At 67.5% G+C, this 13,792-nt stretch carries 18 protein-coding genes and 2 tRNA genes; 9 read left to right on the top strand and 11 right to left on the bottom strand.

Annotated elements, in window-relative coordinates:
- Positions 1-223: 223 nt before the first annotated feature.
- Positions 224-901, bottom strand: coding sequence for a hypothetical protein (locus E3T54_RS06075; protein WP_134474987.1), 678 nt, complete (start codon positions 899-901; stop codon positions 224-226).
- A 115-nt stretch (positions 902-1,016) separates the two neighbouring features.
- Between E3T54_RS06075 and E3T54_RS06080 the strand changes: the two genes are divergently transcribed.
- Positions 1,017-1,892, top strand: coding sequence for an acyl-CoA thioesterase II (locus tag E3T54_RS06080; protein WP_241977085.1), 876 nt, complete (start codon positions 1,017-1,019; stop codon positions 1,890-1,892).
- Positions 1,893-1,972: 80 nt separating this feature from the next.
- Entirely contained in the window at positions 1,973-2,392 is a 420-nt protein-coding gene (locus E3T54_RS06085) for a ubiquinol-cytochrome c reductase iron-sulfur subunit (RefSeq protein WP_134474988.1), read from the top strand.
- A gap of 35 nt (positions 2,393-2,427) precedes the next feature.
- On the opposite strand, the gene E3T54_RS06090 is transcribed toward E3T54_RS06085, so the two are convergent.
- From E3T54_RS06090 to msrA, 5 genes are all read right to left on the bottom strand, one after another.
- Positions 2,428-2,904 (bottom strand): thioesterase family protein, encoded by a 477-nt coding sequence (locus E3T54_RS06090; protein WP_092323745.1) that lies wholly within the window; start codon positions 2,902-2,904, stop codon positions 2,428-2,430.
- Positions 2,905-2,914: 10 nt separating this feature from the next.
- Positions 2,915-4,597, bottom strand: a complete 1,683-nt coding sequence (gene ettA / locus E3T54_RS06095; protein ID WP_092323744.1) for an energy-dependent translational throttle protein EttA — start codon at positions 4,595-4,597, stop codon at positions 2,915-2,917.
- A gap of 2 nt (positions 4,598-4,599) precedes the next feature.
- Complete coding sequence (locus E3T54_RS06100; protein WP_241977086.1) at positions 4,600-5,133, bottom strand: hypothetical protein; 534 nt, start codon at positions 5,131-5,133, stop codon at positions 4,600-4,602.
- Between the two features lie 34 nt (positions 5,134-5,167).
- Positions 5,168-5,698, bottom strand: a complete 531-nt coding sequence (locus tag E3T54_RS06110; protein WP_198414440.1) for a single-stranded DNA-binding protein — start codon at positions 5,696-5,698, stop codon at positions 5,168-5,170.
- 260 nt (positions 5,699-5,958) lie between these two features.
- Positions 5,959-6,483: a peptide-methionine (S)-S-oxide reductase MsrA gene (gene msrA / locus E3T54_RS06115; protein ID WP_134474990.1), complete on the bottom strand. Its 525-nt coding sequence runs from the start codon at positions 6,481-6,483 to the stop codon at positions 5,959-5,961.
- A gap of 17 nt (positions 6,484-6,500) precedes the next feature.
- On the opposite strand from msrA, the gene mgrA reads away from it, so the two are divergent.
- From mgrA to E3T54_RS06135, 4 genes are all read left to right on the top strand, one after another.
- On the top strand, positions 6,501-7,508 hold the full coding sequence (gene mgrA, locus E3T54_RS06120; protein WP_134474991.1) for an L-glyceraldehyde 3-phosphate reductase: 1,008 nt from the start codon (positions 6,501-6,503) through the stop codon (positions 7,506-7,508).
- Positions 7,509-7,512: 4 nt separating this feature from the next.
- Complete coding sequence (locus E3T54_RS06125; protein WP_092323737.1) at positions 7,513-8,469, top strand: DMT family transporter; 957 nt, start codon at positions 7,513-7,515, stop codon at positions 8,467-8,469.
- Positions 8,470-8,544: 75 nt separating this feature from the next.
- Positions 8,545-8,763 carry a hypothetical protein gene (locus tag E3T54_RS06130; RefSeq protein WP_092323735.1) on the top strand — a complete coding sequence of 73 codons (219 nt, stop codon included), beginning with the start codon at positions 8,545-8,547 and terminating at the stop codon, positions 8,761-8,763.
- 81 nt (positions 8,764-8,844) lie between these two features.
- Complete coding sequence (locus E3T54_RS06135; protein WP_134474992.1) at positions 8,845-9,807, top strand: hypothetical protein; 963 nt, start codon at positions 8,845-8,847, stop codon at positions 9,805-9,807.
- A 10-nt stretch (positions 9,808-9,817) separates the two neighbouring features.
- Here E3T54_RS06135 and nadE read toward each other — a convergent pair whose 3' ends face one another.
- The 5 genes from nadE to E3T54_RS06155 form a co-directional block, all read right to left on the bottom strand.
- The gene (nadE, locus tag E3T54_RS06140; RefSeq protein WP_134474993.1) at positions 9,818-10,639 is read right to left on the bottom strand and encodes an ammonia-dependent NAD(+) synthetase; all 822 of its coding nucleotides are present in this window, start codon (positions 10,637-10,639) and stop codon (positions 9,818-9,820) included.
- 53 nt (positions 10,640-10,692) lie between these two features.
- Positions 10,693-10,869: a hypothetical protein gene (locus E3T54_RS16725; RefSeq protein WP_166804849.1), complete on the bottom strand. Its 177-nt coding sequence runs from the start codon at positions 10,867-10,869 to the stop codon at positions 10,693-10,695.
- 170 nt (positions 10,870-11,039) lie between these two features.
- Positions 11,040-11,115, bottom strand: a tRNA-Arg gene (locus E3T54_RS06145).
- 95 nt (positions 11,116-11,210) lie between these two features.
- Positions 11,211-11,471 carry a thioredoxin domain-containing protein gene (locus tag E3T54_RS06150; RefSeq protein WP_134474994.1) on the bottom strand — a complete coding sequence of 87 codons (261 nt, stop codon included), beginning with the start codon at positions 11,469-11,471 and terminating at the stop codon, positions 11,211-11,213.
- A 6-nt stretch (positions 11,472-11,477) separates the two neighbouring features.
- A complete protein-coding gene (locus E3T54_RS06155; protein WP_134474995.1) occupies positions 11,478-11,696 on the bottom strand; it encodes an SCO4848 family membrane protein in 219 nt (72 codons plus the stop codon).
- Between the two features lie 100 nt (positions 11,697-11,796).
- Here E3T54_RS06155 and orn point away from each other — a divergent pair, with 100 nt between their 5' ends.
- The 3 genes from orn (at position 11,797) to E3T54_RS06170 (ending at position 13,776) form a co-directional block, all read left to right on the top strand.
- On the top strand, positions 11,797-12,417 hold the full coding sequence (gene orn / locus E3T54_RS06160) for an oligoribonuclease (protein ID WP_134474996.1): 621 nt from the start codon (positions 11,797-11,799) through the stop codon (positions 12,415-12,417).
- 46 nt (positions 12,418-12,463) lie between these two features.
- A tRNA-His gene (locus E3T54_RS06165) sits at positions 12,464-12,539 on the top strand.
- Positions 12,540-12,609: 70 nt separating this feature from the next.
- The gene (locus E3T54_RS06170; RefSeq protein ID WP_134474997.1) at positions 12,610-13,776 is read left to right on the top strand and encodes an RtcB family protein; all 1,167 of its coding nucleotides are present in this window, start codon (positions 12,610-12,612) and stop codon (positions 13,774-13,776) included.
- Positions 13,777-13,792: the final 16 nt, after the last annotated feature.

Genomic DNA, 13,792 nt, shown 5'->3' on the forward strand with positions numbered 1-13,792 from the left:
CGCGCGCGACCAAGAACACCCGCACCAGCCGGCACCGTCGGAATCAACATCCCCGACACAGCCGTCACAAACTAACCCGAGTGGCTCCACTCAGCTTGACATCGCGCGGAAACCGCAGTTGTGCGCGCTAAACGGGCGTTTTAAGGCGCACAACTGCGGTTTCGCGGAGAGGGGAAGGAAGGAGGGGAAGGAGGGAGGGGAAGGAGGGAGGGGAAGGAGAGGATCAGGCCTTGAGGGTCCAGGGCTTGCGGCGCACAAGGATGTGGCCGCGGCTTGTGCTCAGCCGGGTCCAGGGGCCGGTCTCGAACAGCGCGACCGGCTCGTCCGGAGCGAGGAAGCCGAGGCTGTAGGCGGCGAATGCGGCGCCGCTGGGCACGAATTCGAGTCCCTCGACCGGGCGGCCCCAGACCTCGGAGCGCACGCGCTGCACGATCTGTTCGCCGGTCCCGGCCGGGATGGATGCCGCGACCTCGTCGATTCCGGCACGAGCGGCGTTCTCCAGGAGGGCGGCATCCGCCTCGCCCTGCGACTGCCAGCCGCCGCGGGGCGGCGAGATCCCGGCCCAGGTGACCGTGCTCACCTCCAGCGGCACCGTGACGGCGACCGGGGCGCCCGGGTCGACGACGGCCCCGGTGAGGCGGGCGACCCGGTCCAGCAACGACCGCACCGGGACGACGGCGTCGAGTTCGACCGGTTCCGTCAGGGCGAAGGTGCGCAGGCCCAGCACGGTGGGGCTCGAGTCGAGCAGGCCGCGCGGATAGAGGATCGCGGTGTACACGGCGAGCACGCCGGCGGCGGAAATCAGGCGGACTGCTCCGTCTTCCACACGACCGGCGCGGGAGAGGTAGACCTGGAGGTCGGCGAGGGACAGGGAGTCTGTGAGGGAAAATGACTGGCTCATCTGCTTCTAAACTACCAAGATACGACGGGGCTCACGCCGGGTTCCTGGGCAGCACCGAAACCAGCACGCAAGCCAGCACGCAAGCAAGCACGCAAGCAAGCACCGAGGAGAAGCCATGAACACGCCGATGGAAGGCCTCCTGGCCGCCCTGGATCTCACCGACACGGGTGCCCGCACCAGCGAGGACATCTTCACGGGCGTCTCCCAGTGGATGCCGCACGGACGCGTTTTCGGCGGACAGGTGCTCGCCCAGTCCCTCGTCGCGGCCATGCGCACCGTGCCGGACGACCGCCACGTGCATTCCATGCACGGGTACTTCCTGCGGCCGGGGGACGTGGCCCAGCCGATCACCTTCTCGGTCGAGCGGATCCATGACGGCCGCTCGTTCTCGACCCGGCGCACGCAGTGCTACCAGGACGGCCTGCCGATCCTGTCGATGATCGCTTCTTTCCAGGACACGGACGACGGTCTCGAGCACCAGATCGAGATGCCGACGGATATCCCGGACCCCGAGTCCCTGCCGTCGGCCGAGGAGACCCTGGGCCACCTCGACCACTCGGTGGCCAGGTACTGGGCCAATGAGCGCCCCTTCGACATGCGCCACATTCCCTCGCCGATCTACCTCACGGTGAATGGCGCGCGCACCGGGCGGCAGGGCGTGTGGATGAAGTCCCTCGGCCCGATGCCGGACGACCCTGACCTGCACCGCGCCGCCCTCGCCTATGCCAGCGACTACTCGATCATGGAGCCCGTATTGCGCCGCCACGGCCTGCCCTGGGCCACCCCCGGCCTCAAGGTGGCGAGCCTGGACCACGCGATGTGGTGGCACCGGTTCGGCCGCGTCGACGAATGGCTGCTCTACCTGCAGGATTCCCCGACCGCGCAGGGCGGCCGGGGCCTGTCCACGGGCAGCATCTACAGCCGGGACGGCATCCTCCTGGCGACCGTCGCCCAGGAGGGGATGGTCCGCCTGCCGAAGAAGGTCGACTGACGGCCCCGGCCGGCGAGCGTAGCGCCGCGGCGCGCAGACGTGCCAGTCTGGTCGTGGTCGAAATCCCGGAAGGAACCAGCATGCCGCACGCACCGGATGTCTCACGCCGCGCCGTCATCCTGATCGGAGGCGCCGGCACGGCTGCTGTCGCCCTGGCCGGATGCGCGCAGCCCGGGTCCCCCGACACGTCATCGAAGGGAACCGGAACGCCGGTCGAGATCGCCAAACTGGCGGATATCCCGGTGGGCGGCTCGATCGCGGTCACCCTGGACAAGAAACCGATCCTCCTCACCCAGCCGACCGCAGGCGAGGTCGTCGCCTTCAGCGCCGTCTGCACGCACCAGGGCTGCGTAGTCGCCCCGAAGGACGCCGAGTTCGATTGCCCCTGCCACGGATCACGGTTCGACGCCACGACCGGCGAGGTGCTGGGCGGCCCGGCGCCCCGGCCGCTCGACAAGGTCACCGTCACGATCGACGGGGATTCGGTGCTGGCCGGCTAGCCGGCCGACACCCCCGGGGGAAAGCCGCTACCTCGTCAACGCCGCGTGAACGCGATGGCTTCGTCGAGGTACGGCGTCCAGGCCGCCCGCTCGACGTCGTTGATCTTGCGCGGGCGCTCGCTCACGGCATCCACCAGCACGATCGTGGTGCTCGCCCGCGTGTACAGGAGCGCGGGTTCGAGGCCGGCCGGGCTCCACACCTCGTAGCAGACCTCGAGGCTCGCCCCGCCGAGCTTGCCCAGCCAGAGACGCACGTCCAGCGGCTGCCTCATGTACGGCACCGGCGCGAGATACTCGATCTCCTGCCGAGCGATGAGGGTGAGCGTCGCCGCCCCCGGCTTGCCGTCGAGCACCGCGGTGCTCGCCCCGAGCATCGAGCCGCCCGTCTCGTCGGTCACCCAGAACGCCTGGATGCGCGCCTCTTCGAGCAGGCGCAGCATCTCCGCGTTGTTGACGTGGCCGTACGCGTCAAGGTCGGACCAGCGCAGCGAGATCGGGACGTGCAGCTTCATCCGGATGCTCCTAGTCGCGGGTGAGCTTGCGGTAGGCGGACCGGTGCGGCTTCGCGGCATCCGGGCCGAGTCGCTCGATCTTGTTCTGCTCGTACGACTCGAAGTTGCCCTCGAACCAGTACCAGTTCGCCGGGTCCTCGTCGGTGCCCTCGTAGGACAGGATGTGCGTGGCAATGCGGTCGAGGAACCACCGGTCGTGAGTGATGACCACGGCGCAGCCGGGGAACTCGAGCAGCGCGTTCTCGAGCGAGCCGAGGGTTTCGACGTCCAGGTCGTTGGTGGGCTCGTCGAGCAGCAGCAGGTTGCCGCCCTGCTTGAGGGTGAGGGCGAGGTTGAGACGGTTGCGCTCACCACCGGAGAGCACGCCGGCCTTCTTCTGCTGGTCGGGTCCCTTGAAGCCGAATGTGGAGACGTAGGCACGCGACGGGATCTCGGTCTTGCCGACCTGGATGTAATCCTGGCCGTCGGAGACGACCTCCCAGAGCGTCTTGTTCGGGTCGATGCCGGTGCGGCTCTGGTCGACGTAGGACATGGTGACCGTCTCGCCGATCTTGAGCTCTCCCTCGTCGAGCGGCTCGAGTCCGACGATCGTCTTGAACAGGGTGGTCTTACCCACACCGTTGGGGCCGATGATCCCGACGATGCCGTTACGCGGCAGGGTGAAGGAGAGATCCTCGATGAGGACGCGGTCGCCGAAGCCCTTCTTGATCTTCTTCGCGTCGATGACCTGGGCGCCGAGGCGCGGTCCGACCGGGATCTGGATCTCCTCGAAGTCGAGCTTGCGGGTGCTCTCGGCGGCGGCGGCCATCTCCTCGTAGCGCGCCAGGCGCGCCTTCGATTTGGCCTGGCGGCCCTTGGCGTTGGAGCGCACCCAGTCGAGCTCGTCGGCGAGACGCTTGGCCATCTTGGCGTCCTTCTTGCCGGCGATGAGCAGACGTTCCTGCTTCTTCTCGAGGTAGGTCGAGTAGTTGCCCTCGTACGGGTACAGGTGGCCGCGGTCGACTTCGGCGATCCACTCGGCGACGTGGTCGAGGAAGTACCGGTCGTGGGTGACGGCGAGCACGGCGCCGGCGTACTGGGCCAGGTGCTGCTCGAGCCAGAGCACGCTCTCGGCGTCGAGGTGGTTAGTGGGTTCGTCGAGGAGCAGCAGGTCCGGCTTCTGCAGGAGGAGTTTGGTCAGCGCCACCCGGCGCTTCTCTCCACCGGAGAGATCCACGACGGACAGGTCGCCCGGCGGCGTGCGCAGGGCGTCCATGGCCTGTTCGAGCTGGGAGTCGAGGTCCCAGGCGTCGGCGGCGTCGATCGCTTCCTGGAGCGTCCCCATTTCGGCGAGCAGGGAATCGAAATCGGCGTCCGGTTCGGCCAGCGCGAGGCTGATCTCGTTGAAACGGTCGACCTTGGCCTTGATCGGGCCGACGCCCTCCTGCACGTTCTCGAGGACCGTCTTGGTCTCGTCGAGTTCGGGCTCCTGCATCAGGATGCCCACGGTGTAGCCGGGACTGAGCTTGGCCTCGCCGTTGCTCGGGGTGTCGAGCCCGGCCATGATCTTGAGGATCGTTGACTTACCCGCGCCGTTCGGCCCCACGATGCCGATTTTGGCGCCGGGGAAGAACGACATCGTGACGTCGTCGAGAATGAGCTTGTCGCCAACCGCTTTGCGCGCTCGGACCATCGTGTAAATAAATTCGGCCATATCTACCAGTCTATTTGCCGCGTGCCGCCCACGAGACACGTGCCTGAGCCGAGCACGTCCGCGACCATGCTGTGGTAGCCCCCGGTCGCCGGTCCGTTCTGCCCGATCAGGCACTCGTCGTTGACCCGCACGGAGAACTGGATGGAGTCCGCGGCGAGGTCGGCCTGGGTGCGGTCGAAGGTGACTTCCATCGTCTTCTTGTCGAAGCCGCCGGCGACGAGGCCGTCGATGAAGGCCTTTCCGCCGGCCGCCGGGTCCGCCCGGAGCACCCCGGCGGCGATGAAGTCGAAGTAGTCGAGGTTTTCGGATGCGCTCAGCCGGGGTGCCAGTGTCGGGTCCGGAACCGGCTCGGCCGCGGGGGGCGGGCCTGCGCTTGGGCCGGCGCTCGGGCCGGCCGAGCTCGCCCGGGTGGGTGGCGGCGAATCTGCCGAGCACGCGGTGAGGCCGAGGGCCATCAGCAGAGCGGTCAGCGCTGCCGCGCCGATGATGGAGTGGCGACGACCGCTCGTCGGATTCGTTCCTGCTGTACCCGGCACGCGTCGCCCTCCTGCGGCCGCGACGCGACCAACCCTACGAGTCTAGGGTCGCGAGGCTCGGCGTCCCGCGGGGAGCAAACGAGCCGGGCTCTGCCGGCTCCGCGGCGCCCGGCTCCGGAAAGCCCTGCTCCGAGGCGCCCGGCTCCGAGGCGTCCGGCTCCGGGTCCTCCTGTTCCGTCGCAGGCCGCGGCGCCGGCGCGGCCGCAGGCGCACTGCGCACGTACGCCGTCGTGCACCAGGTGAGGTCATGGCCGATCGCGTCCGCCTCGAGCTCGACCGATGTTCCGTTTCGATCCGCATTCTCCCAGTCGCGCACGCGCAGCCTGCCGGTCACCACCACATGTTGACCCTTCCTGACCGACGCCACCACATTGTGCGCCAGCTGCCGGAAGGACGAAACGGTGTACCAATTCGGGTCGGCATCCACCCAGGCGTTGCGTTTGCGGTCGAACCGGCGCTGCCCGGACGCCAGCCGGAAAGACGTGATGGCCAAACCGGAACTCGTGACCAGGTGCCGCGGCGTCGTCGCCACGATTCCCGTCAGGGTCATGGTGTCGCTCGTCATGATGTGCCTCCCTGCACGATGATGTGCCTCCCTGCACGACCAGCTGCGCGAGCAGCTGCACGAACGCCTGCGCAGGGCGGACGCCCCGTGCGCGCGACCCGGGAACAACCACTCGTGCCAGTTTTGTCACACCCGGGCCGCGTACGACGAGTGTGCTCGCCTCGAGGGCGCGCGGGAGCGACCGCCCGGCATCCGGGCAATTCCACCGAACCGGCAGGCTGTGGAGAACCAGCCGGCCCAGGACGACGAGCCGCGGATCGCTACGCGACGATGTACTGCGAGTACGACTTGCGGACCTTGTTCACCTTCGGCAGGGCAACGGCCATGCAGTAGCCCTGGCCCGGGTTCTTCGCAAAGAAGTCCTGGTGGTAGTCCTCGGCGACGAAATACTCGCCGAGCGGCTCGATCGTGGTGACGATGCCGCCGTCCCACCAGCCGTTGGCTCGCTCGCGCGCCGTCTCGAAGAGCTGCTTCTGCTCGTCGTCCGCGTAGAACATCGCCGACCGGTACTGGGTGCCGACGTCGGCGCCCTGCCGGTTCAGCTGGGTCGGGTCGTGGAGGGTGAAGAACACGTCCAGGATCACCTCGGCCGGGATGACCTCGGGGTCGAACGTCACCGCGATGGCCTCGGCATGCCCGGTGCGACCGGTGCACACCGACTCGTAACTCGGGTTCGGGACCTCACCGCCGGTGTACCCGGAGACGACGTCACTCACCCCACGCAAAACCCGATACACGGCGTCGAGACACCAGAAACATCCACCTGCTACTACGAAAGTTTGCACGCCTCTAGAGTAACTCCATGACCTTTGTTGCCGCTGATGACCGCTACGCCGCCATGGACTATCGTCACACCGGTCGGAGCGGCCTCAAGCTCCCCGCCGTGTCCCTCGGCCTCTGGCACAACTTCGGCCACGAGCGCCCGATCGACACCCAGCGGGCCATCCTGCGCCGCGCCTTCGACCTCGGAGTCACCCACTTCGACCTGGCTAACAACTACGGTCCGCCCCCCGGCGCCGCCGAGACCAACTTCGGCCGGATCTTCGCCGAGGACTTCCGGCCCTACCGGGACGAAATGATCATCTCCAGCAAGGCCGGGTACGACATGTGGCCGGGCCCGTACGGCGAATGGGGCTCCCGCAAGTACATGCTCTCGTCCCTCGACGCGAGCCTCGGCCGGATGGGTCTGGACTACGTCGACATCTTCTACTCGCACCGGCCGGATCCGAACACCCCGATCGAGGAGACGATGGGCGCCCTGGCCACCGCCGTGCAGCAGGGAAAGGCCCTGTACGCGGGGATCTCGAGCTACGACCCCGAGCAGACCCGCGCGGCCGCGGCCGCCCTGGCCGAGCACAACGTGCCGTTGCTCATCCACCAGCCGCGCTACTCCATGTTCGACCGTCACATCGAGGACGGGCTGTTCCCGGTCCTCGACGAACTCGGCGTCGGCAGCATCGTCTTCTCCCCGCTGGCGCAGGGGCTCCTGACCGACCGGTACCTCGACGGCCGGGTGCCGGCGGGTTCCCGCATCGCCACCAGCGGATTCCTGTCGGAGTCGGCCCTGTCCGACACGTACCTCGGCCGGGTGCGTGCGCTCAACGGAATTGCCGCCGCACGCCACCAGACCCTCGCGCAGCTGGCCCTGACCTGGATCCTGCGGCAGCCGTCCGTGACCTCGGTACTCATCGGCGCGAGCAGCGTTGCGCAGCTGGAGCAGAACGTCGCCGCACTGGAGGCCCCGGCGCTGAGCGAAGACGAGATCGCAGCCATCGAACCACACGCCGTGCACGGCACATCCGTCGGTTAGCGGGGTGGGCTACCTCTTCGCGCTGGTCGCATCGCTCCTCTTCGGGCTGAACGGAAGCACCACCAAGGTCATCGTCGAGGCCGGACTCTCCCCCGCGCAGCTCACCTTCGCCCGGGTCACCATCATCGCGCTGCTCGCCGGCGTACTGCTGCTCGCCACGAACCGCGCGGCGTTCCGCATCGACCGCAGCCAGTTGGCCGTGATGGCTCTCCTCGGTGTCGCGGGCGTCGCCCTGATCCAGTGGTTCTACGCCGTGGCGATCAGCCTGCTGCCCGTGGGGATCGCACTCATGCTCGAGTACTCCGGGGTGCTGCTCATCGCCCTCGTGGTTCGTTTCGTCTTCAAGGAGAAGGTGAAATCGCGGATCTGGGTGGCCATCGTCTTCGTGCTGATCGGAATGGCCATCGTCGCCGAGGTGTGGGCGAGCAGGCTGTCGGCACCCGGCGTCGTGGCGGGGATCCTGGCGGCGATCTGCCTGGCCGTGTACTTCCTGGTCGGCGAGCGCCAGGTCGCCACGACCTCCCCACTGGCGGTGGCGTTCTGGTCGATGCTGTTCGCCAGCGCCTTCTGGCTCCTGTTCAGCGCCTGGTGGCAGATCGACCCGGCGATCCTCACCCAGCAGACGTCCCTCGGCGGCAACATGGGTTCGGTGTCCTTCCCGCTCTGGGGCATTCTGCTCTGGAACGGCGTGTTCGGATCCTTCGCGCCGTATCTGCTCTCCTATATGGCACTCGGCAGGCTGAACGCCACCGCCGCAGGCGTGGTCTCGGCATCCGAGGTCATTTTTGCGTTCGCGTTCGCATTCCTGTGGCTGGGTGAATCGCTCACCGGCGTGCAGGCGGCGGGAGCCGTGCTCGTGCTGATCGGCATCGTCGTCGCGCAAACGGCGCGGTCCAACAAGGCAGTGGACCTGGACCTGGCGAGCCAGGATCTCGCGCTCGCGAAGGGCCCGCCCGACTGAAGCGCGGACGAATGTCGGTGGCCGAGCCTAACCTGAGGAAAACCCCAGCGGCCGGCTGAAAGTTCGGAGGATTCCATGATCACGACAACCGCAACCCGCGGCCCCAGCCTCGTCCCGGTCAAAGACGGGCTGTGGCGGGTGACCGGCCGGTCGGGCGCCGTCCTCGGCCACATCGAACGCCGAGCGGATGCCCGCGGGGAACGTTTCGCCGCGCGCCGCATCGTGCAGGCAGCACGCAGCATCCACCTGGGCGAGTTCTGGCGGATCGACGACGCGGCGGACTGCTTCCGTTGATCCCGCATTCGCCTGGCACCAGTTCGGGGCACGCCGCCGCCCTTCCCGCAGAACGCCACGCGGGCCCGGTACATTCGGCTCATGGAATGGTGGAATAACTTCGTATCCTGGCTCACGGCCATCAGCAACCAGCCCGTCATCTTCGGTGCTGTCGTGCTCGTCGTTGCCCTCATCGTCGCCAGCGTGCTGGCGGCATGGATCTCCCGTGGAGCGGTCAGGGGCCTGCTCGACCAGCGCGATCGCGAACTCAAAGCCGCGGTCATCAGCACGCTCGTCGATGCGGCCGCCGATGCCTCCGTCTGGAACTCGCTGACCGCGCAGGAGCAGGTCATGTCCGACCGCGCCGTCGGACACGCGGACATCCAGCTGCGTCTGCTGCCGATCCGCGGAGCCGGCATCGCCGCGAACTGGGCCGCCCACCAGCTGGCCGACCTCAAGCGGACCTCGGCCACGTTCGGCTACCAGCTCGAGCCCGCCGTCGCAGAGTTCCGCGACCGCCTGGTCGACTGGCAGAACAAGCCGTCACGGGCCCGGAAGATCTTCCAGGGCGACCTCGATCGCTGGAAGCTCCAGGACACGAGCTCAGAGAAGAGCCTCCTCGCCGAACGAGACGCCTGGGTTGCCCAGCAGCACCATGACGACTTCACCCGGCTGGAAACCGAATCCGCGTCGACGCCCCGGCAGTTCGAACCGGCCACGACGCAGGCCGATTCGACCGTCAACGCACGACCGGTCAGCCAGGACTACGAGGACGACGCGGTGTACGCGAACGCGGCGGGGCGCAGTGCTGCGCAGGGAGACGTCCGGCAGACGGAGGCCGCGCAGTCCGCCGATGGCCAGGCCGGCACTTCCCAGACCGGCACTGCCCCGGCCGGCACTTCCCAGGTCAGCCGCGCACCGATCAGCTACGCGCCGCTCGGCTATACGCCGGCGACACCGTCGACGGAGACCCAGCAGCTGCTCGACGACGTCGAGGCGCTTGACGTCCGTTCGGCGGATCCTTACGTTCCCACCGGGCCCGTCTCGACTCCCCCCCAGCCGTAGAACCGCCGGCTCAGCGCCACCACGCGTCGAACGGGGAGGCGGGAACGTTCCGTTTGTGTTCGGTGCTGAGGAACCTCGTCTCCAGGGCGTCCGCGACGCCCTGGTCGACGGATTTCCCCTCGAGGTAGTCGTCGATGTCTTCGTACCGCAGGCCCAGGTTGGCTTCGTCGGTCTGGCCGGGCTGGTCGTCGAGCAGGTCTGCCGTCGGCGGCTTCAGGTAGAGCCGCTCCGGCGCCCCGAGGGCGACGAGGAGCGAACGCCCCTGCCGCTTGGTCAGGCCGGCCAGTGGCAGGATGTCCGTTCCGCCGTCTCCGTACTTCGTGAAGAACCCGGTGACGGCCTCCGCCGCGTGGTCGGTCCCCACGACCAGGAGGCCCCGCGCCCCGGCGAGGGCGTACTGGGCGATCATCCGTGCACGCGCCTTGACGTTTCCCTTGTTGAAGTCGGTCAGGTCCTCGCCGGTGCTGTGCTGGAACTCCGCTTCGAAACCGTCGACCGCGCGTTCGATGTTGAAGGTGAGCACCGTCTGCGGGCGGATGAAGTCCAGCGCCAACCGGGCATCAGCCTCGTCCCGCTGCACCGCGTAGGGCAGGCGCACGGCCGTGAACGACGCCGGATGACCTTCGGCGCCGAGTTCGTCGACCGCCAGCTGGCAGAGGCGTCCGGCCAGGGATGAATCCTGGCCGCCGCTGATGCCCAGCACCAGCCCCTTCGCCCCCGTGCGCAGCAGGTAGTCCTTGAGGAATCCGATCCGGCGGCTGACTTCGGCGGCCGGGTCGATGGTGGGGGTCACGTGCAGTTCGGCGATGATTCGCGCCTGAAGTTCTCGCATGAACCGAATCTATCAAGGCGAACGCGGCGACCGGGCCCAGCACCTTCGCGCCCTCAGCCGCGCGCGGCTCCCCGCGGCCACTCCCGCCCGAGAAGCGCGTACGTGTCGAGCGTCGTCCACTCCCCCTTGAACCAGTCGGCCTCCACCTGCCTGCATTCCTGCCGCAGGCCGGCCTTCCGCAACACGGCGCCCGGCAGATCGCCCGCCGGCTGACCTGCGACGATGCTCAAGGCGGCGGCCTCGGAGAAATCGGCCGACCAAGGACTGGTACAAGGCAACGCCCGGTTCCTGCCGGTACCGGGCGAAGGCCACGGCGTCAGCGCCGGCCAGGGGCGCGATGCTGAGCCGTTCGGTGATCAGCGGATATGCCATGACCGACCCTCCCACAGGTCTTGCTGGATGGTGCCCCCGGTAGGAATCGAACCTACGACAAGCGGATTAGAAGGCCGCTGCTCTATCCACTGAGCTACGGGGGCGGGAAACGCGGTTCAACGATACCGCAGGCGGAGACTCGGCCCGTCCCACGCCACGACGGGCGGGCGGAAGGTGACAGGGCGGAAGATGAGAAAGGTCAGAGCGCCTTCGCGGCGGCGACGAGCACCTGGGCGAGCGTCGGCACGCCGAAGGCGCGGAACACCTCGGTTCCGGCGGCGTTCTTCACGATCACGGTCGGCGTGGTGCGGATACCCTCCGCCTCGGCCTCGGCGACGTCCCTGGCCACATCCAGTTCCCGCACGGTCGCCTGGGGCACCAGCCGAGCCGCCTCGGCCAGCACCGCCCGGGTCTGCATGCACGGCTCACAGAATGCGGAGGAGAAGAAGATCAGTTCCATGGTCGGTCAGCCCGTGATCAGGAAGATCGTCGCGATGACGACGGAGACGACCGCCAGCAGCAGGGAGATGCCGATCAGCACGGCGTGGACGACCAGGAATCTGGTCGGTTTGCCGGCCGCGTCGCGGGCGCGTTCGTCGCGCCGCACCCGTCGGAAGAACTGCGGCCAGACGATGAAGGCCCAGGCCGCATTGATGATCAGGAGAACCGCAAGTGTCGTTGGCATCCCCCTTAGTCTACGGAGGCGCGAACTGCGCGATCTCCCGTCCCTGCACCGCCCCGACACCCGCGCGGGGCCTGTCGGCGCCCACCGGTAGACTTGTCTTATGACAATTAGCGGTGACCGGTTGGTATGGATTGACTGTGAAATGACTGGTCTCGACCTGGAAAACGACGAACTGGTGGAAATCGCGGTCGTGATCACGGACTTCGACCTCAACCTCATCGGCCCGGGCCTCGACATCGTGATCAAGCCGGATGCGTCGGCCCTGGCGAACATGGGCAATTTCGTCCGCGACATGCACACGTCGTCCGGCCTGATCAACGAGATCCCGAACGGGGTCAGCGTCGCGGAGGCCGAGTTCCAGGTGCTCGAATACATTCTCCAGTTCATTCCCGCAGAGCAGAAGGCACCGCTCGCCGGCAACTCGATCGGCACCGACCGCGCCTTCCTCACCAGGTACATGCCGCGCCTCGACAAACAGCTGCACTACCGGAACGTCGACGTGTCGTCGATCAAGGAACTGGCCCGCCGCTGGTACCCGCGCGCCTACTTCAACGCGCCCGCGAAAGACGGCGGCCACCGCGCCCTCGCCGACATCCTCGAATCCATTCGGGAACTCGCCTACTACCGCCAGAGCGTCTTCGTGGCCGACCCCGGGCCCACGAGCGTCGAGGCGAAAGTGCATTCCGCGCAGGCCGTGTCCAATTTTGGTCCGAAGGTGTAATAGAATTCTTGAGTTGCCTACGTCGCTTGCGATGTGAGCACACATGGTGGGTATAGCTCAGCTGGTAGAGCGCCTGGTTGTGGTCCAGGAGGTCGCGGGTTCAAGCCCCGTTACTCACCCCAATAGATTGATCGTCCACCGGGCATCCCCGTCGCGGGAGGCGTATGCTGCCTCCGGACGAGAGATGCCGGCATGGAAGAAATCAACCCGAAGCTGCTGAATTGGGCGTCGATCCTTGACCCGGTCACGCGCGAGCAAGCGATCACGACAGCCTCGCTGCCGTTCATCTTTCCCCATCTCGCCCTGATGCCCGACGCGCATCCGGGCAAGGGCGCGACCGTCGGATCCGTCATCCCCACGATCGGCGCCATCATCCCGGCCGCTGTGGGCGTGGACATCGGCTGCGGGATGATCGCGGTCCGCACGCAGCTCGGCGCTGGTGACCTCCCCGCTGACCGCCGCCCCCTGCGCGAGGCCATCGAGCGTGCGATCCCCCTCTCGGCCGGCCACTACAACGCTGTTCTGACCCCGTCGGCCGCGGCCAGGTGCCGCACGCTCGAACGAGCGGCGACCGAGGCGCATTTCGATCCGGCGGCCTACTCACCGAACTGGCGGCTTCAATTGGGCACCCTCGGCAGCGGGAATCACTTCATCGAAGTCAGCCTGGACGAGCACGACCGCGTCTGGCTGTTCCTGCACTCCGGTTCGCGTGGTGTAGGCAACAAGCTGGCACTGCACCACATTGAGATCGCCCGGCGCTACGCATCCGCGCATTCGATCAAGCTGCCCCACCCGGACCTCGCGTATCTGGTCGAGGGCACGCCGGAGTTCGACCGGTACATCGCCGAGATGCGCTGGGCGCAACACTTCGCGCTGTTGAACCGAGAGGAGATGATGGATCGCGTCGTCATGCAGTTCGAGAGGTGGACCGGCGTGCCGTCCCTCGAGCAGGAGCGCATCAATTGCCACCACAACTTCACCGAGCGGGAACATCACTTCGGCAAGGACGTGTGGCTGACTCGGAAGGGCGCGATCGACGCGAGCCCGGGCAAGCCGGGGCTGATTCCGGGTTCGATGGGGACCGCCTCATACGTTGTCGTCGGCAAAGGCAACCCGCTTTCGCTGAATTCGTCACCGCACGGGGCCGGCCGCGAGTACTCCCGCACCGCCGCTCGCAAGACGTTCACGTTCAGGCAACTGCGTGAGGCGATGGCCGGCATCGAGTTCCGCGACACGGCGGAATTCATCGACGAGATCCCCCAGGCCTACAAGCCGATTGATCGCGTGATGCAGGACTCCGCCGACCTGGTGGAGATCCGGCACACGCTCCGCCAGCTCATCAATGTGAAGGGCGACTGACCGCGCTGTGGGATGC

Source organism: Cryobacterium sp. Sr8 (genome assembly GCF_004403225.1).
GTDB classification, from domain to species: domain Bacteria; phylum Actinomycetota; class Actinomycetes; order Actinomycetales; family Microbacteriaceae; genus Cryobacterium; species Cryobacterium psychrotolerans.

Bases quoted from the DNA above. Each gene is read 5' to 3' on its own strand.
- E3T54_RS06130 (WP_092323735.1), top strand. From the start codon at position 8,545: ATGATCACGACAACCGCAACCCGCGGCCCCAGCCTCGTCCCGGTCAAA.
- ettA (WP_092323744.1), bottom strand. From the start codon at position 4,597: ATGGCCGAATTTATTTACACGATGGTCCGAGCGCGCAAAGCGGTTGGC.
- E3T54_RS06085 (WP_134474988.1), top strand. From the start codon at position 1,973: ATGCCGCACGCACCGGATGTCTCACGCCGCGCCGTCATCCTGATCGGA.
- E3T54_RS06080 (WP_241977085.1), top strand. From the start codon at position 1,017: ATGAACACGCCGATGGAAGGCCTCCTGGCCGCCCTGGATCTCACCGAC.
- mgrA (WP_134474991.1), top strand. From the start codon at position 6,501: ATGACCTTTGTTGCCGCTGATGACCGCTACGCCGCCATGGACTATCGT.
- E3T54_RS06170 (WP_134474997.1), top strand. From the start codon at position 12,610: ATGGAAGAAATCAACCCGAAGCTGCTGAATTGGGCGTCGATCCTTGAC.
- E3T54_RS06150 (WP_134474994.1), bottom strand. From the start codon at position 11,471: ATGGAACTGATCTTCTTCTCCTCCGCATTCTGTGAGCCGTGCATGCAG.
- orn (WP_134474996.1), top strand. From the start codon at position 11,797: ATGACAATTAGCGGTGACCGGTTGGTATGGATTGACTGTGAAATGACT.
- E3T54_RS06090 (WP_092323745.1), bottom strand. From the start codon at position 2,904: ATGAAGCTGCACGTCCCGATCTCGCTGCGCTGGTCCGACCTTGACGCG.
- nadE (WP_134474993.1), bottom strand. From the start codon at position 10,639: ATGCGAGAACTTCAGGCGCGAATCATCGCCGAACTGCACGTGACCCCC.
- E3T54_RS06135 (WP_134474992.1), top strand. From the start codon at position 8,845: ATGGAATGGTGGAATAACTTCGTATCCTGGCTCACGGCCATCAGCAAC.
- E3T54_RS06155 (WP_134474995.1), bottom strand. From the start codon at position 11,696: ATGCCAACGACACTTGCGGTTCTCCTGATCATCAATGCGGCCTGGGCC.
- E3T54_RS06075 (WP_134474987.1), bottom strand. From the start codon at position 901: ATGAGCCAGTCATTTTCCCTCACAGACTCCCTGTCCCTCGCCGACCTC.
- E3T54_RS06110 (WP_198414440.1), bottom strand. From the start codon at position 5,698: ATGACGAGCGACACCATGACCCTGACGGGAATCGTGGCGACGACGCCG.